Genomic DNA, 21,213 nt, shown 5'->3' with positions numbered 1-21,213 from the left:
CTACATCGCAGAATTCATCAAACGCCGCTGCGCTTCTTCTTCGGCTTCCATACGCGCCAATTCGATTTCTTCTATCACAGCACCAACATCTACCGGGCGTTTGTCTTCTGCCACAACGCCAGTCAATACCGTATCTGGACGCAACAAACCAGCGACATATAATTGCCAAATTTCTTTGCCATACTGCGTCTTTGCTAGCTCTGGAGCGAACTGACTGAAATAGGTTTTGAGGTTATCGACGTCACGGTAAAGCATAGCTGCCGCGCCCATATTGCCAGCAGCATTAATCGCTTGTGGCAAGTCGATAATCACGGGGCCTTGTTCATTTAAGAGGATATTAAATTCAGATAAGTCCCCATGAATAATGCCAGCACACAGCATTAACACCACTTGCTGGATTAGCTCTTCGTGATACACCAAAGCTTGTGCGTAACTGAGGCTAACGTCATTCAAACGCGGTGCAACCTGACCATCGGCAGTGCTGACCAAATCCATCAGCAACACACCTTCAAAACAGATATACGGCGTCGGCACTCGCACACCGGCATCGGCTAATTTATATAGCGCATCGACTTCAGCATTCTGCCAAACTTCTTCCTGCATCTTGCGGCCATACTTCGAGCCTTTTTGCATGGCACGCGCCTGCCGACTATTCTTAACGGTGCGGCCTTCTTGATAAGCGGCGGCTTGTTTGAAGCTACGCTGCCCTGCTTCTTTGTACATCTTGGCGCAGCGGATTTGATCGCCACAACGCACTACGAATACGGTCGCTTCTTTACCACTCATCAATTGACGTAAGACCTCATCAATCATGCCTTCATCGACTAGGGGTTGTAAGCGCTTTGGTGTTTTCATATGCTAGCGCTCCTTGATATCCATATTGAAGGAAGCAACGACATGCGCCAATTAATCTTGTCCAAATTCATCACCTAATTCTTTGCCACGTTGAGCTGCTGCCTGTATGGCACGATGGATCGCTGGTTTAACTGCACTGTCGTCCATACTGCATAAAGCCGCGTAGGTCGTACCACCTTTTGAAGTGACACGTTGACGCAAGATGTCTACGCTTTCATCCGATTGGTTCGCCAATTGCGCTGCACCGTTAAAAGTCGCCAAGGATAATTGACGTGCTTGCGCTGCATCAAAACCTAATTGCATCGCTGCTTCTTGCATCGCTTCGATAAAGTAAAACACATAAGCCGGCCCACTACCAGAGATCGCAGTGACTGCATCAATCATCGCTTCGTCTTGCACCCACATGGTATCGCCAACCGCGTGCATAATGGCTTGGGCTAACTCACGCTCCGATGCTGTTACGGCATCCATTGCATACAAACCACTCATCCCCAAAGAAATCATGGCTGGTGTATTCGGCATGGCGCGTACAATTTTCTGATGTCCGTCTAACCAACGTGATAAGTCTGCAGCACGGATACCAGCCGCCACTGACAACAGTAATTGCGTAGAAATATGCGGTACAAGACTCGCTGCCACTGCCTGCATTTGTTGCGGCTTTACAGCCAACACAATGATGTCCAGTTCTCTCAACTTAGCATCCATCTCGGTCGCCGTGCTCACGCCAAAACGACTTTCCAAGTTTTGCAAATTATCTTGATTCAGGTCCACCACATGCAATTGCTTTGCACTATCTAGCTGTTTGACTAGGCCACTAATTAAGGCGCCTGCCATGTTGCCGCCGCCGATAAAGCCAATCTTGATGCTTCGTAAATTCACTGCGCTAGACTGCATAATGTCTCTTTCCAAAAATGGCACTACCAATTCTCACTAGGGTGCTACCTTCTGCAATGGCCGCTGGCATATCAGCACTCATGCCCATAGACAGCGTATCGAGCACGAAACCCTGTAATTGTAGTTGTTGCTGTAACTCTGCTAAACGACGAAAAGCCTGTCTTTGCACGACTTCGTCATCACTCGCTTCCGGCACACTCATCAAGCCGCGCAAGCGTAGGTTTGGTAATTGCACCACCTGTTTCGCCAAGGCCAAGACCTCATCCGGATGCACGCCACTTTTACTATTTTCTCCGCTGATATTCACTTGCAAACAAATATTCAACGGTCCTAATTCATGCGGTCGTTGTTCAGACAAACGACTGGCGATTTTCTCTCTATCGACGGAATGCACCCAAGAAAAATGTTCGGCAATAGGACGGGTCTTATTGCTCTGTATTGGACCAATAAAATGCCAGACTGGCTGTTCACTTGCCGCCTGGTCAGCAAGTAGACACTTAACCGCAGCAATTTTATCGACGCCTTCCTGCAAATAATTTTCACCGAAGGCACGTTGACCAGCATGCCATGCGTCGACAACTTGCTCGGGGCCAAAGGTTTTAGATACTGCTAATAAGGCAATTTCAGTTGGATTCCTGTCATAGCGCATGGCACTTAGTGCGATTGCCTCATGCACGGCTTGCAAGTTTTGAGAAATTAAGGACATAATCAAGGCCATGGAACAGGATTAACCAGCTAAAGAAAAATTCAAGCGCATTCAAATTTATCACTCACGGACGTAGCAGTTCAACAACGCTAACGACCATCAATTATTTCGTATCGGATTATAAATGGATATCTCAGAACTTCTCGCATTCTCGGTCAAGAACAACGCCTCCGATTTGCACCTATCGTCCGGTTTGCCACCGATGATACGCGTGCATGGTGATGTGCGACGTATTAATCTACCGCCATTAGAACACAAAGACGTGCATGCACTGATTTACGACATTATGAACGATGGTCAGCGTAAACACTTTGAAGAAAATTTGGAATGTGACTTTTCCTTTGCGATTCCTGGATTGGCGCGTTTCCGTGTCAATGCGTTTAATCAGGAACGTGGTGCCGCCGCCGTTATGCGTACCATTCCGTCTAAGATTCTATCGCTAGAACAGCTCAATGCTCCAAAGTGTTTTGCCGAATTTTCTCTCAAAGCGCGCGGTTTGGTATTAGTTACTGGCCCAACTGGTTCCGGTAAATCGACCACACTGGCTGGCATGGTGAATCACGTCAACGAAAGTGAATACGGTCATATCCTTACTGTTGAAGACCCGATCGAATTTGTGCATGACTCAAAAAAATGCTTAATCAATCAACGTGAAGTCGGCCCGCATACCCACTCGTTCTCCAATGCGCTACGCTCCGCATTGCGTGAAGATCCTGATGTCATTCTGGTCGGTGAGTTGCGTGATTTGGAAACCATCCGCTTGGCGCTGACCGCTGCAGAAACTGGCCACTTAGTGTTCGGTACACTGCATACGTCTTCCGCGGCAAAAACCATTGACCGTATTGTTGACGTGTTCCCGGCCGAAGAAAAAGAAATGGTGCGTTCGATGTTATCCGAATCTTTACAGGCCGTTATTTCACAGACTTTATTGAAAACTAAGGATGGCACTGGCCGCGTCGCAGCGCATGAAATTATGGTCGGCACACCAGCGATTCGAAACTTGATTCGTGAAGCAAAAATTGCGCAGATGTATTCTGCGATTCAAACTGGTAGCAATGTCGGTATGCAGACGCTAGATCAAAATTTAGCCGATTTGGTTCGTCGGAATGTGATCTCATCAGCAACTGCGAGAGCCGCCGCAAAGATTCCAGAAAATTTCCCAGGCTAATCCTAGAAACTTTATCGATCAAAATTACACAGAACAAAGAAAAGAGAGAATTTCATGGAACGCGATCAGGCCACCAAATTTATGAATGATTTGCTCAAACTGATGTTAAGCAAAAATGGTTCCGATCTATTTATCACCGCTGAATTCCCACCTGCCTTCAAAATCGACGGCAAGGTCACACCGGTATCCAATCAAGTATTAACCCCAGCGCACACTGTCGATTTAGCGCGCGCTATCATGAATGATAGACAAGCATCCGAATTTGAATCGACCAAAGAATGTAATTTTGCGATCAATCCACCGGGCTTAGGCCGTTTCCGCGTTTCTGCATTTTTGCAGCAAGGTCGAGTTGGCATGGTGTTGCGTACCATTACCTCGGCAATTCCGACTTTTGAAGAGTTAGGCCTACCAAATCAGCTCAAAGAAATTGGCATGACAAAACGTGGTCTTGTCATCATGGTCGGCGCGACCGGTTCAGGTAAATCCACCACGTTAGCGGCGATGGTTGGGCACCGCAACGCGAATAGTTATGGTCACATCATTACGATTGAAGACCCAATTGAATATGTCCACCCGCATGGCAATTGCATTATCACGCAACGTGAAATTGGTATCGATACCGATGACTGGGAAATCGCTTTAAAAAATACCTTGCGTCAGGCGCCTGATGTGATCCAGATCGGCGAGATTCGCTCTCGCGAAACCATGGATCTGGCGATTGCCTTTGCTGAAACTGGTCACTTGTGCTTAGCGACTCTACATGCAAATAGTGCGAATCAGGCATTAGATCGCATGATTAACTTCTTCCCAGAAGAACGTCGTGCGCAATTACTGATGGATCTGTCCTTGAATTTAAAGGCTGTTATCTCGCAACGCTTGGTACCTTTGCGCGGTAAAAAAGGCCGAATTGCGGCAATCGAAATCATGCTCAACACCCCATTGATCTCCGATTTGATTTTCAAAGGCGATGTGCATGAGATTAAAGAGATCATGAAGAAATCCGAAGAGCTAGGCATGATTACTTTTGATAAATCCCTGTTTGATCTACACGAAGCTGATTTAATCACTTACGAAGATGCTCTGCGTAATGCGGACTCAGTTAACGAATTACGTTTGGCAATTAAGCTGCGTGGCAAAGATGCCAGCAATCGTGATCTTTCTGCTGGCACACAACATTTGGGCATCGTATGAGCGCATTAAATTTCCAAGCCAAACGCCTCAATGGCGACGACACCGAATTGAACGACTATGCAGGACAAGTTGTGTTAATTGTGAATACGGCGAGCAACTGTGGCTATACACCGCAGTACAAAGGGTTGGAAGCACTGTTCCAAGAATTTCAGGGACAGGGTTTCACCGTATTGGGTTTTCCATGTAATCAGTTTGGCCATCAAGAGCCTGGTGATGCCAATGAAATCGGCAGCTTTTGCGAAAAAAACTATGGGGTGAGCTTCCCGATGTTCGAAAAAGTCGATGTCAATGGCGAAGATGCCCATCCACTCTTTCAATATCTTAAGGCGCATGCACCGGGAGTTCTAGGAACGGAAATGATCAAGTGGAATTTCACCAAATTTCTTTTGCATCGTGACGGCAGCGTCTATAAACGCTATGCACCACAGACCACCCCAGCTGACATTCGCGAAGATGTGATCACTTTGTTGGCACAACCAAAGTAATCGTCGCTGTATCTTCATTGTCGCCCTAATCACGCATCCATTTCTGCATCACTGGAAATGGCTGCGCTTGGTGCAAAGCGGCCTGATTTTCATCAAAACATAATCCAGCCCACTGCAAAAATGGCAAGCCTATGTACTGGCCTTGTTGAAAGTTTTCGATCAACCACTGGGATTCATTTTTGTAACCATCGCTGTGAAACACCACTTCCAATGGAATCTGAAGATGCTGGGCGGCAGCAAAAGACCAAAGGACTGCAGCGATTTCTTCACCATCAGTTGGCCACGGTAACTCTAAAGCCTCACTACCTACCGCGGATCTTTGCGCAGCAGTCGTCACCGCCAAATGCCCCGCTTCGTGCAATAGATCTCCGGGATACAAGAGTTTTTCGGCATCGACATAAATACAATTTGGGCCAAGATCTAAACCAGGCAAAAACGTAACATGTTCCAATTTGCGAGGAATGATAGAGATTCCCAGACTCTCGATAAAATCACACATCGTTTGTTTCAATGCTGCACTATCACGCATATTCATTTTCCATGGCAAAAAAACTGGACGTATCCGCATAAAACATGAGAATCTATCCTTTATAAAGCGAATGCACATACTACAACTTAGCGTAAAGGCATTCCTATGCAAACTGAGGTTTTCACTCTGCACCTCGCACTCGTCGAAAGAATACCCTATGTACCTCATGTATAAAAAAAATCTTACTATAGCTGCCATTTTATTAGGGATGACACAACTCACGCCAGCTCAAATCTTTGAATGTAAAGATGCGCAAGGTCGTAAAATTATGGCAAGTCGCTGTCCTCTCGGCAGCACCATAGTCAAAGAAGTCGAGATCACGCCGGTTGCGAGTGGTCATGGACAAGCCGCTACCAATAAACCTCCTGAAAAAGCTTTATGGGCAAAAGAAATCGAATTCAAGGAAAGACAAAAGCTACGCAAGGAACAGGAAGACTTGGCGCGTGACAAAGTGCGTCAGGATGAAGAAAAATGCTACCAAAATAAAAAACGACTGGCGACATTGAACAATGGATTGCCGCTCATTACCGGTGAAAACGCCAAAGGTGAGCCGACCTACATGGAAGATGCTGACCGTCTAGAAGAGATCAAAAAAGTCACCGACAAAATGAAAAATTGCAAAGAAGAACAAGGCTGATCTACCCGGCATGGTTTGTCACAACAAGCGCCGCGCCCGAATTTGAATTGCAGAAACAAGGGATTTGTGGTCTAATTGCAACATAGTTGCAGATCCCCCCGCGCCGAGGCCTAAAATTCATTCCACCCTGACTTCCATTATTTTCACGACCACAATTGCTGGTGTGTTGAGCATCAGTTTTGCTGCCATCTTTTCGTTCTCTTTGCTATCGAAGCTAGTGGAACGTATGGTCAGCTTCTCGGTGGGTGTGATGTTGTCAACGTCTTTGCTACATGCCCTCCCACGTGCATTTGAATCTGGTACGGATCCTCGTTCTTTATTTGCCTGTTTGTTGGGCGGATTACTGGCTTTTTTCCTGTTAGAAAAATTTGCGATCTTGCGCCACTCTCATCACCACGAGGGTGATGGTCACCACCATGAGCATGGCCATGATGCGCATGAGGCAGGCAAAGCTGGATGGATGATTTTGATAGGCGACGGCATGCATAACTTCACCGACGGGATTCTGATCGCCGCGGCGTTTCTAGCAGATCCGGGCCTAGGTGTAGTCACTGCACTGGCAATTATTGCTCATGAAATTCCACAAGAAATCGGCGATTTCATCGTTTTATTAAATGCAGGATTTAGCCGAACCCGTGCCTATTTTTACAACCTAATATGTAGCTTGATGTCAGTATTAGGTGGTGTATTGGGCTACTACACCCTAGACAAAGCGAGCTCCTTAATTCCTTATGTTTTGGTACTAGCGTCGTCCGGGTTCATCTACATCGCCGTCAGCGATTTGATGCCACAAATGCAGCGCCGCGCGACCTTGAGAGAAACCATACCGCAGGTTATTTTGGTTGGCTGCGGCGTGATACTGGTCTTGTTGATGATCAAGCATCAGCACTAAACCCAAAACTAAACGGTGCCAGTTGCCACAGGGCGCGAAGCATCTGAACACCACTCACTCCACGATCCTGGATATAAAGCGGCACCACCTAAACCAGCAACTTCCAATGCCAGCAAATTATGGCAAGCAGTTACGCCTGAGCCGCATTGCATGATGGCTTTAGTTGGGTCAGTAAACAACGCTTGCCATTCTTGACGCAATTCTTGTGCAGATTTAAAACGTCCATCGGCTTGCAAATTATCTTTAAAGAAGCGATTTTTTGCACCTGGGATATGGCCTCCGACCGGATCGATGGTTTCATTTTCACCACGAAAACGATCAGCCGCACGCGCATCGATTACTTGTAATTGCACATCCGCTGTCGCCTGCAGATTTTGCAACACGGTTTGCACATTGACTTGTGTCGTTAAGCTGTCTTTGACTTGAATATTGCCCACCACATGGCTAGCCACCTCGGTTTGCAGCGTTTGCCCCGCACTAATCCAAGCCGCAATACCGCCATCTAACACCGCTACAGATGCATGACCAATCGAGCGCAACAGCCACCATAAGCGTGCCGCAAACATCCCACCATGGGCATCGTAAGCGATCACCTGCGTATCCTGATTGATTCCAAGGCGGCGTAACACCGCGAGCAAATCATCAGTGTTTGGCAGCGGGTGACGGCCAGCAAAAACTCCGTCAGCATTATGCTTGCTACCAGACAAATCGGTATCCAAATTGGCAAACACGGCACCCGGAATGTGCCCTGCATCATAAGCATTTTTGCCTGCTTGGCCATCCATCAAGTCATGGCGACAATCAACCACGACCGTCGTTTTATCGCTTAACGCTGCGAGTTGTTGTGCACTAATCAAAGTCGCATACATGAATTTTCCTTAGAGGGCTTAGCTGGCGTGATCAGTGTCCACTGACTTGGTGCCAGTATTACTATTGAATGAAGACGCTATCATACCGCTAGCCAAAATTACTGCAATTCCTAGCCAGCTAATCCAGCTCAAATTAAGCTTCCAAATCATGACATCAAGCGCACTCGTGAACACAATGCCCACGTATTGTAAATTCGCTGCCACTAAGGGATTCCCGAGTCGATACGAACGTGTCATCGCTAATTGCGCAATCATGGCAAAGATACCAACGCCGAGCAAAAGTGCGATCCCTTTAAAGTCTAGTAATTGATGATTCACATGCGCAGCTAATTGCGATTCTGAGAAGGTATTCACATGCCAAAGTTGACCCAAGACACCCATCACTGTGCAGACCAGCGAGAAATAAAAGACCACCCGATATTCGGGCTCACCAGCCACGCCCATTTGACGCACCTGAATGTAAGCCAAAGCAGCAATGAACCCGGAGCACAGAGCGATCAAACTGTCCGGTAATTGTTCAAGCTGGATGGTCGGGCGCAGCAACATCACGACGCCGATAAATCCTAATAAGATAGACCACACCAAATGCGGAGGGAGATGCACGACATCTTTGCCTCGATTATTCCACCAAGAAGTCGCGAATAAAATAACAGCGACCCAGATCGAAGACATGTAGCTCAGCGTGACTGACAAGGACAGGGGGAGTTTTGAAATCGAGTAGAACCACAACCATAAAGACGTCACGCCGAAGATTCCGCGCCAAACATGACCTTTAATCATGGAGCTGCGCAATGTGCCGTTTTGCCAGCGCATCAGTAAATAGATCCCTATCACACCAATCGCACCGCGATAAGTGACGATCTCTGCCGTGTTGTAAGTTTCTGAGGCGAGCTTAACGCAGACACCCATGAGAGAAAACAAAAAGGTGGCGACCAACATCCAGAGTGCTTGCATAATATTCTTAAGATTTCACAACAAAATACGAAACAGAAAAAAGTATGGGGAAGCATTGCTTCCCCATATTTACATTACTTAGAACGTCATCTTACGTCGATACCATTCATGAAAGTGCTGCATGCCGTCTTCCATCGGTGACTGGTAAGGACCGACTTCATTCTCGCCACGATCGAGCAAAATCTTACGACCGGCATCCATGCGCGCACCGATCTCGTCATCCTCGATACAGGTTTCCATGTACGCAGCACGTTCGGCTTCAATAAATTCGCGTTCAAATAACACGATTTCTTCGGGATAGTAAAATTCAACGACGTTTTTAGTCTTACCGGTGGCGGTTGGCCATAGCGTCGATACCACCAACACATGTGGATACCATTCCACCATAATGTTTGGATACAAAGTCAGCCAGATTGCGCCATATTTCGGCGGCTCACCACCACGGAATTTCAAGACCTGCTCTTGCCATGCCTGATATTTTGCTGAACCGGATTTCAACAAACCTTTATGCACACCAACGGTTTGCACGCTGTAGTCGTCACCGAATTCCCAGCGCAAATCATCACAAGTGACGAAGCTACCAAGGCCAGGATGGAAAGGCTCGACGTGATAATCTTCCAGATAGACTTCGATAAAAGTTTTCCAGTTGTAATCGCATTCATGGACTTCCACATGATCGAGCATATAGCCAGTGAAATCTAAATCCTTGGTCACGGACAAGGTCGACATTTTTTCCATCACGTTGTAACCGTTTTGTTCAAACAGCAAACCGTTCCAATTTTGAATAGGTGTACGTGACAGATTTAGACAAGGCGTATCTTTGAAATGCGGCGCGCCAATCAACTCGCCTTTCAAATCATAAGTCCAGCGATGTAAAGGACAAACAATATGATTTGCATTGCCGCGACCCGTCGTGCCAGGGCCGCCGAACATTAAGGCTTGGCGATGACGACAGACATTCGAGAGTAATTCGATTCCATCTTTGCCGCGCACCAGCATACGCCCTTCGTTCTCAGAAGCGAGCGTCGCATAATCGCCGACGTTAGGAACCATCAATTCGTGACCAACATAGCGTGGGCCAGATTGAAATAACTGTTTGATCTCGCGTGCTAACAAGGCTTGATCAAAATACACATGAACCGGAAGTTGCGCGTCAGAACGCGCTAATGTAGACAAAGAAGCCAGATCGGACATCCCCACCCCCCAAATTAATTTGCACCAACCTAAGAGAGAAAGAATCCACAAATACCTTTTTTCGAGCGATCATGCAGCGTCGAAAATTCAAACAAGAGACAACAATAGGCACTTGATGAGGAAATTTTGGACAGAACGCGAGATTATACCCGAAAGCCTTTCTAAGGTCTTGTTTTGCTTAAGATTTACTTCAATAAAGGCTTTGAGTTTCTGGTATCAAGAAAAACAAATGCGCAATTACCTGACCAATAAATGGAATGAGAGATTAAAAAAGCATGCCGAAACAAGCTCAAAATATCGGCACGCAACTTTAGCGCAAAGGAATAGCGACCATTTAGGCTTCTTAAATCTTCACGGATTCGCGAGCACTCGGTAAAAATTTTGCAATAGTCGCGAGCAAATCATCTTCTGACACTGGCTTACTCAAAAACGCATCGCAGCCCGACCAATTCGCCCGTAGCTTATCGATAATCGAGGACTTACTCGTCAACATTACCACTGCCGACGACTTTGTCTTGCTATTGGATTTAATCTTTTTACACACTTCATAGCCATCGATGCCAGGCATCATGATGTCGAGGAAAATGCAGTTATAAGCTTTGCTATCGGCCTTCGCAATAACTTTTTCTATGGCTTGTTCGCCGGTTTCCGCAAAATCAACGTCGAACTGAAATGGGGACAATTTAATCCGCATAAAGGCTCTTACGGTGGCGCTGTCATCCACAACTAAGACCGTTTCACGCGCCGGTTGCTCTATGGCGAATGGTGCAGCGCCTATTTTTTGATCGCTAGAACGACGCATAGTCGCGCCATCCCAATTATCATTCACCGCAACACGGGTGCTACGCTCACGCAGAGCGCGTAACATTTCTTGATCTAGATTTTCGAAAAGGCGCATCCAATGAATCGGCTTGGCGACGAAAGGCCATGGCGTTTCTACTGGCGTTCTGCCTATCACGACTGCTGGCGAATGCGCGTTTGGCGCCCCGATATCACGTTTACGTAATTCGTCTATGGCATCTGGATTATCCGCGTTAATTAAATAAATATCAGCACGCGTGTCGCCCTCGCCGGCCTCAACGTAACTCATCTCACGACGGCTGGTCAGGCGAAACGTAGAAGTCAGCATGCTTTTTTCCGCATCTGAAAATCCACGCATTTCTAAAACAAAACGGCGGCTGGCATTTGGAGCCGCCACCATGGATGGGGATAATGTCATTGCTTAACCTAAATGTAATTTTTGACTAGCATTGTATGGATCATACAATAAAGCTCCTAAAATTAGCTCAAAAGCCAAGTCAATCACGTTGTTTACAGCACGAATGCAGCAAGCAGGACACATTTAAGAAATTTACACAACATTCAATCGCTTTGGATATATTTAATTATTGAAATAGAGCAATGAAGTCCTTCACCAATCGAGGGGGCGTAGCTGCGCCGAATTTTATATCGGTCTCCAGTGAGATTTTGATTGCAGTTACATCGCCTTAAACAGATGGACATAGGCGCGACTCACGGGCAGTTCGCGCTCATGCCCCCGCATTTGTAAGAAAAGTCGCGCATTATCATCGCGGCGGGTAGATAGCAGCTGATCCACATTAATCATGGTGCCGCGATGCACCTGCCAAAAGCGTTGCGGGTCCAGTTGACTGGCCAACTCCATGATGCCACTGCGAATCAGGTACTCATGTTCTGCAGTGCGGACCATAGTGTATTTTTCGTCGGACTGCAGGTAAAGAATGTCCTCGATTGGAATGATGTGGGTGGTGTTGCCACGACTAGCGCGCAGGTGGCGCAACATGGGTTGAGCGCTTGCGGCGTGCGGCATCAGTTGCGCCAGCACCTTGGCCAGCTGTGCAGCATCTGGCAAAGACGGAACCACTGCGCTAGGCTCATCTTCTATTTGCGAAGAGGCTTCGAAACAGTCGGCGAAGACACGGCGCAAACGATCCACTGTGAGTTGCAGCCGTTCCGCGCGAATCGGTTTGAGCACATAGTCAACGGCCTCGTGCTCAAAAGCACTTAAGGCATGTTCATCATAGGCCGTTACAAACACAACGCGGGTCGCACCTTCGATGCCTTGAGCCACCTCAAGACCGGTCAAGCCGGGCATTTGTATATCCAAAAAAGCGATATCTGGCTGCAAGCGTTCAATCTGCTCAGCCGCCGCGATGCCATGCGGTGCTGTGGCTACGATTTCTAGCTCCGGCCAAAGTTCGTGTAATCGGTCTTGCAGCACGCGCAATAGATGGGGTTCATCATCAGCCAACAAAGCGCGGGGACGGGGTATGGAGTGGGTACTCATTCGGTTTAACTCAATCTCGGGATTCATCAAATGGAGGCTGTCGCTTGTGGGTACAGTCGCGGCAAGATTAGGCGCACGCGGGTGCCCTGTTCGTTCGCTCGCGCGTGCAATTCCAAGCGAGCTTCGGGGCCATAGGCTGCCCGCAGGCGCTCCCGAATATTCTTCAGCGCCACACCGTTGCCTCGACGGGGGCGCAGCTGCGCGGCGGTCAAGCCAATACCGTCGTCATCAATCTCAATGCACAGGCCTTGATCGACAATGCGGGCACGCAGGACAAGCAAGCCACCTTCAATCTGCGGTTCCAAACCGTGGTGGATGGCATTTTCGATCAAGGGCTGTAACAGCAAAGGTGGAATGCGGGCGGTGCGCAACTCAGCCGGCATGTCCAGCTGCCAACGCAAGCGCTCCCCCATACGGCATTGCATCACGATCAAGTAACTTTGCACTAGATCCAGCTCTTCGGCCAAGCTCACGTCCTGGGCGCGCATCTGCACTAGGCTGGCGCGTAGGTAGTCGGTAAAGGCATCAAGCATGCGCTTGGCTAAGTCCGGCTCATAGTCAATCAGCCCCTGCACATTGGCTAAGGTGTTGAACAAAAAGTGCGGCTCGATTTGGGCTTGCAGAAGACGCAGCTGCGCCTCGGCCATCTGCTGACGAACCTTGTGGGCTTGCAACTGAAGGCGCAGCCGCCACCAACTCAGGCCGGCCAACAGGATGCCGCTGACTAGGAAGGTAGTCAGCAGCCCGTAGCTGGGCAGTCGCGGGCTAGCCAAACTGCCTGCGTCCACTGAACGCATCAGAATATCCAGCGTAATTAGCCCCAATACGCTACACAGTGCTGGCACGCCGATATAGGCCAACCAGCGCGACCGCCCTACACCTTCACGCCATTGCAAAAGTCGCTCAGCCGAGATGATCCGGCTCAAAGCCCTAAAGGCCCCCTCCAAGAACAGCATGATAATCACGCCCGTTAGCATCGACCAAGCTATATTGTGCGACCACCACTCCATGCGCAGCAGATTGCCGCTGAACAGGGCTGACAGGAGGACAATCGACGCACCCACGCTGGCCCCGATAAGGAAAATTAGGGGCCAGTGGGCATACCAAGGCAGGCGACGAGGAGCGCCGATATTCCAGAGATCGTCAAAGGCGGTGCTAAACACACGCCACCATGCGGGTTCATGCGCGGTAGTTTTTTCAAAGCGAGCAGGTTTGGTCGCGCAAATACCAGTAACGTCTTTGTCAGCCATAGCTGAGGACGATGCTACGGTCTCGATTTTAACTGGTGCATTTACTCGCATGAGGTCTGATTTGAATGGAATGTGGTGGATTTGTTTTAATTTTAAGGCGCGTAGTTCATTCAATTGCTGATGTACATATTTTAGAAATTTACACGACAAACTATCGCCTTGGATATAGTCAACTATCGAAACAGCGCAATGAAATCTTTCACCACTTGTGCTGGCTTAGCTGCGTTGTACACACTACTGATTGCCGCCACCATATCCGCTCCACGAGCGACTAAGGGTCGTGCCAAATCGACCGTCATGCCGCCAATCACCACTTGCGGCAGGCTTAATTCAACTTTAGCGGTTTCCACAATACTTGGACAGGTCGTGAAAGAGTACTGCTTCACTGCAGAAGGATAAAATCCGCCAAATGCCATATAACTGGCGCCTTGCAGTTGAGCCAAATGCGCCAGACTCAAATCGCCATAACAAGAAGCACCGACAATTTTGTCAGGCCCTACCGATGAACGGGCTTGCGCGACGGAGACATCCCGCCCACCGACGTGCACGCCATCGGCATTAAGCTCTAATGCCAAAGTCACAAAATCATTCACAATAAAAGGCACTGCATACTTCTGACATAGACTTTGCAAGGCGCTGGCTTGTGCATAGCGCAATTCTATTTGCGCGGTTTTGTGTCGGTATTGCAGCAGGCTTACTCCAGCGGCTAATGCCTCCTCTGTCACCTCCAATAACCGCCCAGTATCATTCCAATCTGGCGTGACCAAATACAAGCCGCATAAAGTTTGCTGCCAATTTTTACCAGACCTCATACTGCTCCTTGAAATAATGATCGAGAGGGAATCGCTTGCCCGGGTGCAATCGCATACGCTTTCCGCAAGCACTGTTGTACATAATCTTGCGCGAGTGATAAAGCGTGCGGCGCATTATGACCGAGAGCGAATCGTCCTGCAATCGCCGCTGCTAAGGTACAACCACTTCCGTGAAATTCACCATCTAAGCGTGGCCAATGCCAACTCGTTTTCTGAATAGATAATGTTGGTGCAAACTGCCTCTGGAACCAATGATTGCTGACCACATCGCCATGGGCGTGACCACCTTTTAGTAGCACATCGCACGAAAATTGATGGCACAGGGTTTCGGCTCTCTGATACTCATTGCTATCACTAGCCTCATTAGGGACTAAGCGCGCTAATTCTGGCAAATTAGGTGTAAGCAAAGTCGCACAAGCCAACACCGGCCGCAACGCGTACAAAGGATCTTGAACCGACAAAGCATCACCATGCCCACTGGCGAGAACAGGATCTAGCACCACACAAAGATCAGGTTGCCTTTGCCGTATTTTGGAAATACAGTCGGCAATCAAGATGGCATTGTCGTAGGAGCCAACGATGCCCAATTTTATCGCCGCAATCGGTAACTGCGCGAACACAGCATCAAATTGCTCACGCAAAATTGTTGTCGACACCGGATAAACCGCATGCACCCGATTATTGTCTTGCACCGTCAGCGCCGTGATGATAGGCACTGCATGCGCGCCCTGCGCTGCAATCGCTTCAATGTCGGCTTGTATGCCAGCACCGCCACTGGGATCATGTCCCGCGAAGACTAGTACACAGGGGCGTTGATGACGTTCGTTCATTCGGTCACACGTCCTGCAATCGGTGATGAAGGCGACGCTGCAAATTTTTTAGGAATCCGCCCTGCCAAAAATGCTTCACGTCCTGCCTCAACGGCTAAGCTCATTGCTCGTGCCATACGGATTGGGTCGCGTGCATCAGCGATTGCAGTATTCATCAAAACACCATCGCAACCAAGTTCCATCGCGATCGCTGCATCCGAAGCGGTGCCAACGCCTGCATCAACAATGATAGGCACATTCGCTTGCTCAATAATGAGCGAAAGATTCCACGGATTCAAAATTCCCATGCCAGAACCAATCAAAGATGCGAGCGGCATTACGGCGACACAGCCTATGTCTTCCAACATACGAGCCTGAATCGGATCATCGCTGCAATACACCATCACATCAAAGCCATCTTTGACCAAGACTTTGGCGGCCTCCAAAGTCTCGGGCATATTGGGGAACAATGTTTTTTCGTCACCCAAAACTTCAAGCTTGCACAATTTGTGCCCCCCAAGTAATTCGCGGCCTAATTGCAAGGTGTAAATCGCGTCTTTGGCGTTGTAGCAACCCGCTGTGTTGGGCAAGATTGTATATTTGGACATCGGTACCACGTCAAGCAAACTCGGTGCGTTGGGATCTTGACCTATGTTCACACGCCGGATGGCGACGGTGATAATTTCTGCACCGCTGGCTTCGGTAGCCAGTTTGGTTTGGTCTAGGTCTTTATATTTGCCACTACCGACTAAGAGACGCGAGTTATAGGTCTTGCCTGCTATGGTCAGGCTGTTTGGTTTTGTTTGTGTTGTCATTTTTTTCTTCCGTGTTTTTCAAAAGAATCGCAGTCAAAGTCTTGAGCCGCAGAGGCGCAGAGATCGCAGAGCAAATCATTGAAAAACTCTGCGTACTCTGCGCCTCTGCGGCGAAATATTTAAAATTCATCCACCACCGATCGCCCGCACCACATCAACCTGATCGCCCGCCTGAAGCATGTGTTGCTGCCACTGCGTACGGCGTATCACTTGACGATTGACAGCGACCGCAATTGCTTGATTGCCTAACTGCAGTTCCGCAATCAAACTATGCAAATCGGTTTCAGGCGGCAAAGAACGTAGCTCACCATTGAGTTGAATTTCCATCGCTGCACCTAGGATTTTTTATAGATTTCTGCGCCGGATTTGACGAATTCGATCGCCTTAACTTCCATTCCTTTTTTCAGCGCTTCAATTTCGCTAATGCCCTGAGTCGCAGCGTAGTCACGTACTTCCTGCGTGATCTTCATCGAGCAAAAATGTGGACCACACATGGAACAAAAGTGCGCGACTTTGGCGGAATCTTTGGGCAGCGTTTCATCGTGAAATTCGCGGGCTTTATCTGGGTCTAAGCCGATATTGAATTGATCTTCCCAACGGAATTCAAAACGTGCTTTCGACAGAGCGTTATCACGAATTTGTGCACCTGGATGTCCCTTAGCCAGATCGGCCGCATGGGCTGCGATTTTGTAGGTAATGATGCCGTCTTTTACGTCGACTTTATTCGGCAAACCCAAGTGTTCTTTCGGCGTGACGTAACACAACATCGCCGTGCCATACCAACCGATCTGCGCAGCACCGATACCAGACGTGATGTGATCGTAACCCGGTGCAATATCCGTTGTCAGTGGTCCCAATGTATAGAACGGCGCTTCGTGACATTGCTCTAATTGCAGATCCATATTCTCTTTAATCAAATGCATGGGCACATGACCCGGCCCTTCTATCATCACTTGCACATCATGCTTCCAAGCGATTTGTGTGAGTTCCCCTAGCGTCTTTAATTCGCCGAGTTGCGCTTCATCATTGGCATCGTAAATCGAGCCTGGACGCAAACCATCACCTAAAGAAAATGACACGTCGTAAGCCTTCATAATTTCGCAGATGTCTTCGAAATGCTCATACAAAAAACTCTCTTTATGATGAGCAAGGCACCATTTCGCCATGATCGAACCACCGCGCGACACGATGCCCGTCATGCGTTTTGCGGTCATCGGTACGTATTGCAAACGTACGCCCGCATGAATCGTAAAGTAGTCAACACCCTGTTCTGCTTGCTCGATCAAGGTATCTCGGAAAATTTCCCAAGTGAGATCTTCGGCTTTGCCATTCACTTTTTCCAAGGCCTGATAAATCGGTACCGTACCAATCGGTACGGGCGAGTTACGGATGATCCATTCACGCGTCTCATGGATGTGTTTTCCTGTCGACAGATCCATCACATTATCGCCACCCCAGCGTATTGCCCAGGTCATTTTTTCGACTTCTTCACCGATCGATGAAGTCACTGCAGAGTTGCCAATATTCGCATTAATCTTCACCAAGAAATTGCGACCGATGATCATCGGCTCGACTTCTGGGTGATTGATATTGGCTGGAATAATCGCACGTCCACGGGCGATTTCATCGCGCACAAATTCTGCCGTGATCTGTGCTGGAATCGAGGCACCAAACGATTGACCCGGATGCTGACGTCCCATCATCGCCGCCAGCTTTTCCCCCATAGGACCGGAGTTTTTCAGATTATCCAAATACTCTTGGCGGCGCATATTTTCACGTATTGCCACGTATTCCATTTCTGGTGTGACGATACCTTGTCGTGCGTAATGCATTTGCGTGACGTTTTTACCTTGCAATGCGCGACGAGGTTTGCGTTGCAGATTAAAGCGCAACTCATGCAGCTTAGAATCATGCAAACGTTCTATGCCGTATTCAGAGCTAGGACCAGCTAACTCCTCTGTATCCTCGCGTTCTGAAATCCAAGCACCACGCACGGAAGCTAAGCCTGAGCGAATATCGATTTTGACGTCAGGATCGGTATAAGGTCCCGAAGTATCATAAACATAAATCGGCGGATTTTTTTCTGCACCGAACATCGCCGGTGTGTCCGCTTGCGAGATCTCGCGCATAGGTACCCTGATATCAGGACGACTACCGGTAACGTAAATTTTGCGAGAATTGGGTAAGGCTTGAATTGCGGCTTCGTCGACCTTAGCGGTGGCGGACAAAAACTGTGGGTTGGCGTTCATTTGGCTCCTTTGCTTTATTGATGGCACGGAGCCAGCAAAGGAGTTTCCAAATTAGGCGACAGCACACCCTAACTGAGGTGGCATCACGGCTTTGGCTGCTTCCCTTCGCTGGCATTATCCAGATCAGGTTCAAGGGTATTTCTCACCCGACAGATACAAGCTTGTCAGGACCCCTAGCGTTTTTAAAATTAACTACAAAATTACAATAACAAAAATTGTCGGCGCATTATAGCCGTGTTTTAAATAAAACGACAAATAAGCTTTTATTTCAATTCACTCAGTGGCGTTGATTGATGAGGATGTGCTTGTTCCGGTCCCAGTACCTCGATCATTTCCACCATATTTTGCGTGATGGCCTCAGCCAGATCATGCGTCAAAATAGGAAGCGCCAACTCATGCGGAACTAATAAACGAGATAGGCCATAGGCACGATTTCTGCCATGTGTTTTTCCCAGATAAAGCGCCATATCCGCGATTTGCAAGGCACGCTCCCAATCACAGAACTCTTCAGGAACATCAGAAAAAGGCACCGCAATAAACCCTGCAGTGACTGTCACTGGAATTGCCAAGTTACCATGAGCAAACGCAGTGTCACCAATGGTACGCAACACCCGATCAACCAGACTAGTAATTTGTTCGGGGTTGGATTTTGGCGAGTAAATCAAGAATTCTTCACCACCCCAGCGCATCACCATGTCGTCATCACGCACCACGGCCTTTAGACGGGCAGCAACTTCTTTTAAGACAACGTCACCGACGGCGTGCCCCCAGGTGTCATTGATATTTTTGAAGTGATCGATATCCATCAAAATCATACAATCAGGATTACGATAACTACCCTCACGCCGCTCGGTTTCTACCCGTTGATTTCGATTGGCCATCAGACTGATGAATGAACGTCGATTGTGCAGCCCTGTCAACGCATCGCGAATAGCATGAAACTCTAATTGTAGATTCACTTCCTTCAATTGCTCGTTGAGTTTTTTGCTGCGGCGGTACTGGGTATAGATAAAACATCCAGCTAATACCCCGACAAGCGACGCCAATAAAGCCACCATTTGCTGCAAGCGGTGATTTTTGATATCGGCATCTTTGAGTGCATTGTCTTTGGCTAAAATTTCAATCTGACGTTTTCTCTGCTCCGCATCAAATCCTTCCTGCAAAGCAGCAACTGACTTAGCGCGATCTGACTGAAAAATTTCATCGCTCAATTTTTGTTGTGCCCGCACCTGCTCTAGTGCTTCTTTGTACAAACCAGCCGCTTCATACATCTGCGATAGTTCGCCTATGATGGTTTCCACATCCGATTTGGCGTTTGCCTTTTCAAAGAAGGCGATACTTTCTTTGACCAGATCACCGCCTTGTTTGAGTTTACCCTGATAACCCAAGGCTAAACCCAAGTTGACACGCGCACTGGCGATGCCCCACTGGTCTTCCAATCCTTCGGATCTTGCCATCGCTTCACGAGCATAGGACTCGGCACGCTTATAGTCCTTTTTTATCAAATATTGATCTGCTATATTAAACAGCGCCAATGCTGCCCAATAAGGTAATTTCTCCACTTTGGCAGTTTTTAATGCGTTTTCATACTCCTTCAATGCCTCGTCATTCCGCTTTAAGGTGCTGAGTGCAACACCTCGTGATACAGAGATATCGATGAAGGATTTTGGTGCCAAGCTCGCAGAAGAAATTGCCAAAGCCTCAGTGGTCGCTGACAGTGCTTTTTGCGGATCTTTCATTTGCAAATAAAGACCAGATATTTGACTCCATGTCGCCATCTTTGCTTGCAATTGCCGACGAGGCAATTGCTCGGATAATTTGAGCATATCCAAGTACTGCTTCAATGCAAGGTCAAATTTGAGATTACTGCTATAGAACGCGCCCAAAGTCGCAAGATATCGAAATTGCACATTCGTATTTTTCGATGTCGCAACGGCATTACCTAATTTTTCGAGGTGAGCCACCGCGACGGCATAACCTGATTTTTCGAAAATACTATAGGTTTCAAATATTTCCAGATACAGCAAGGCATCCTGATCTTGCATTTGCTTAGCGAGCTGATCAAATTCTTCCAGCGTTTGCGTGCTAAGTTTTCGGTTACCTGCATCAAAATACAAGCCACCTAACACCGACAACACTTCTAATCGGATTGCTGGTGACGTATCCGCGGGTAAATTCTTTTTGAACTCAAGAAGTTGTTGTAAGCCTTCTTCGTTATTTCTATCGGAAAGAGATTGAATCGCATCTAGCTGGGACATGATCAACTTGTCATCTGCCAGGCTGGGGAAAGAGAGACTTAAAAGTACTAGCAATACAATTTTTTGCAACAAAAAGTAGAATTTTCCATCATCATAAACACTCAATTTCTCAACGCTTGGTAGAGCAGATCGATATAAAAAGTGTCTCATGTATTCATCACCTAGTTCACATTGCCTCGCCTGACTGCTTGTTACCAAGATCCGGTGCCTTGCGCTTCTTTTTTCTTTGTTTTGTGCAGACTTAGATATGCTAGCACTTTCCTAAAAGCATCTTTGCTTTTTTTTGCATCACGTCCAAATAAGCTACAGAATCAACAGATTCTCACTCGTCACAAACAATT

At 47.8% G+C, this 21,213-nt stretch carries 21 protein-coding genes and 1 riboswitch; of the genes, 5 read left to right on the top strand and 16 right to left on the bottom strand.

The window, feature by feature from the left end:
* The 3 genes from H8K52_RS12340 to H8K52_RS12330 are packed head-to-tail and all read right to left on the bottom strand — an operon-like array spanning window position 1 to window position 2,455.
* Window positions 1-855: a PA4780 family RIO1-like protein kinase gene (locus H8K52_RS12340; protein ID WP_186923211.1), complete on the bottom strand. Its 855-nt coding sequence runs from the start codon at window positions 853-855 to the stop codon at window positions 1-3.
* A 51-nt stretch (window positions 856-906) separates the two neighbouring features.
* Window positions 907-1,749 carry a pyrroline-5-carboxylate reductase gene (proC, locus tag H8K52_RS12335; protein ID WP_186923210.1) on the bottom strand — a complete coding sequence of 281 codons (843 nt, stop codon included), beginning with the start codon at window positions 1,747-1,749 and terminating at the stop codon, window positions 907-909.
* Window positions 1,739-2,455 (bottom strand): YggS family pyridoxal phosphate-dependent enzyme, encoded by a 717-nt coding sequence (locus H8K52_RS12330; protein ID WP_186923209.1) that lies wholly within the window; start codon window positions 2,453-2,455, stop codon window positions 1,739-1,741. Before H8K52_RS12330 ends, proC begins: the two co-directional genes overlap by 11 nt.
* Before the next feature lie 124 nt (window positions 2,456-2,579).
* Here H8K52_RS12330 and H8K52_RS12325 point away from each other — a divergent pair, with 124 nt between their 5' ends.
* From H8K52_RS12325 to H8K52_RS12315, 3 genes are read left to right on the top strand one after another with little or no spacing between them, the layout of a single operon-like run.
* A complete protein-coding gene (locus H8K52_RS12325; protein WP_186923208.1) occupies window positions 2,580-3,623 on the top strand; it encodes a type IV pilus twitching motility protein PilT in 1,044 nt (347 codons plus the stop codon).
* A 54-nt stretch (window positions 3,624-3,677) separates the two neighbouring features.
* Window positions 3,678-4,814, top strand: coding sequence for a PilT/PilU family type 4a pilus ATPase (locus tag H8K52_RS12320; protein WP_186923207.1), 1,137 nt, complete (start codon window positions 3,678-3,680; stop codon window positions 4,812-4,814).
* The gene (locus H8K52_RS12315; RefSeq protein ID WP_186923206.1) at window positions 4,811-5,299 is read left to right on the top strand and encodes a glutathione peroxidase; all 489 of its coding nucleotides are present in this window, start codon (window positions 4,811-4,813) and stop codon (window positions 5,297-5,299) included. The genes H8K52_RS12320 and H8K52_RS12315 overlap by 4 nt, the downstream gene beginning before the upstream one ends.
* Before the next feature lie 25 nt (window positions 5,300-5,324).
* Here the strand turns inward: H8K52_RS12315 and H8K52_RS12310 are convergent, their stop codons facing one another.
* Window positions 5,325-5,828, bottom strand: a complete 504-nt coding sequence (locus tag H8K52_RS12310) for a hypothetical protein (RefSeq protein WP_222613771.1) — start codon at window positions 5,826-5,828, stop codon at window positions 5,325-5,327.
* Between the two features lie 166 nt (window positions 5,829-5,994).
* Here H8K52_RS12310 and H8K52_RS12305 point away from each other — a divergent pair, with 166 nt between their 5' ends.
* Window positions 5,995-6,465, top strand: a complete 471-nt coding sequence (locus tag H8K52_RS12305; RefSeq protein WP_186923204.1) for a hypothetical protein — start codon at window positions 5,995-5,997, stop codon at window positions 6,463-6,465.
* A gap of 139 nt (window positions 6,466-6,604) precedes the next feature.
* Window positions 6,605-7,357, top strand: coding sequence for a ZIP family metal transporter (locus H8K52_RS12300; RefSeq protein WP_186923265.1), 753 nt, complete (start codon window positions 6,605-6,607; stop codon window positions 7,355-7,357).
* An 8-nt stretch (window positions 7,358-7,365) separates the two neighbouring features.
* Here H8K52_RS12300 and H8K52_RS12295 read toward each other — a convergent pair whose 3' ends face one another.
* The 12 genes from H8K52_RS12295 to H8K52_RS12240 form a co-directional block, all read right to left on the bottom strand.
* Entirely contained in the window at window positions 7,366-8,226 is an 861-nt protein-coding gene (locus H8K52_RS12295) for a sulfurtransferase (protein ID WP_186923203.1), read from the bottom strand.
* Window positions 8,227-8,244: 18 nt separating this feature from the next.
* Window positions 8,245-9,180, bottom strand: a complete 936-nt coding sequence (locus H8K52_RS12290) for a DMT family transporter (protein ID WP_186923202.1) — start codon at window positions 9,178-9,180, stop codon at window positions 8,245-8,247.
* A gap of 78 nt (window positions 9,181-9,258) precedes the next feature.
* Window positions 9,259-10,374: an aromatic ring-hydroxylating oxygenase subunit alpha gene (locus tag H8K52_RS12285; RefSeq protein WP_186923201.1), complete on the bottom strand. Its 1,116-nt coding sequence runs from the start codon at window positions 10,372-10,374 to the stop codon at window positions 9,259-9,261.
* Between the two features lie 343 nt (window positions 10,375-10,717).
* Window positions 10,718-11,593 carry a response regulator gene (locus H8K52_RS12280; protein ID WP_186923200.1) on the bottom strand — a complete coding sequence of 292 codons (876 nt, stop codon included), beginning with the start codon at window positions 11,591-11,593 and terminating at the stop codon, window positions 10,718-10,720.
* 258 nt (window positions 11,594-11,851) lie between these two features.
* Entirely contained in the window at window positions 11,852-12,679 is an 828-nt protein-coding gene (locus H8K52_RS12275; RefSeq protein ID WP_186923199.1) for a LytR/AlgR family response regulator transcription factor, read from the bottom strand.
* 26 nt (window positions 12,680-12,705) lie between these two features.
* Entirely contained in the window at window positions 12,706-14,079 is a 1,374-nt protein-coding gene (locus tag H8K52_RS12270) for a sensor histidine kinase (protein WP_186923198.1), read from the bottom strand.
* Window positions 14,080-14,102: 23 nt separating this feature from the next.
* The gene (thiE, locus tag H8K52_RS12265; protein WP_186923197.1) at window positions 14,103-14,741 is read right to left on the bottom strand and encodes a thiamine phosphate synthase; all 639 of its coding nucleotides are present in this window, start codon (window positions 14,739-14,741) and stop codon (window positions 14,103-14,105) included.
* Window positions 14,738-15,571, bottom strand: a complete 834-nt coding sequence (gene thiD, locus H8K52_RS12260; protein ID WP_186923196.1) for a bifunctional hydroxymethylpyrimidine kinase/phosphomethylpyrimidine kinase — start codon at window positions 15,569-15,571, stop codon at window positions 14,738-14,740. The genes thiE and thiD overlap by 4 nt, the downstream gene beginning before the upstream one ends.
* On the bottom strand, window positions 15,568-16,365 hold the full coding sequence (locus H8K52_RS12255) for a thiazole synthase (RefSeq protein ID WP_186923195.1): 798 nt from the start codon (window positions 16,363-16,365) through the stop codon (window positions 15,568-15,570). The genes thiD and H8K52_RS12255 overlap by 4 nt, the downstream gene beginning before the upstream one ends.
* A gap of 126 nt (window positions 16,366-16,491) precedes the next feature.
* Entirely contained in the window at window positions 16,492-16,692 is a 201-nt protein-coding gene (gene thiS, locus H8K52_RS12250; protein WP_186923194.1) for a sulfur carrier protein ThiS, read from the bottom strand.
* 8 nt (window positions 16,693-16,700) lie between these two features.
* Window positions 16,701-18,614, bottom strand: a complete 1,914-nt coding sequence (gene thiC, locus H8K52_RS12245; protein WP_186923193.1) for a phosphomethylpyrimidine synthase ThiC — start codon at window positions 18,612-18,614, stop codon at window positions 16,701-16,703.
* An 83-nt stretch (window positions 18,615-18,697) separates the two neighbouring features.
* Window positions 18,698-18,799, bottom strand: a riboswitch (TPP riboswitch).
* A 78-nt stretch (window positions 18,800-18,877) separates the two neighbouring features.
* Entirely contained in the window at window positions 18,878-20,872 is a 1,995-nt protein-coding gene (locus tag H8K52_RS12240) for a tetratricopeptide repeat-containing diguanylate cyclase (protein ID WP_186923192.1), read from the bottom strand.
* Window positions 20,873-21,213 lie beyond the last annotated feature (341 nt).

This window comes from Affinundibacterium seohonense (genome assembly GCF_014284305.1).
GTDB lineage: Bacteria > Pseudomonadota > Gammaproteobacteria > Burkholderiales > Burkholderiaceae_D > Undibacterium > Undibacterium seohonense.
This window is presented reverse-complemented; position numbering and strand designations above follow the sequence as displayed.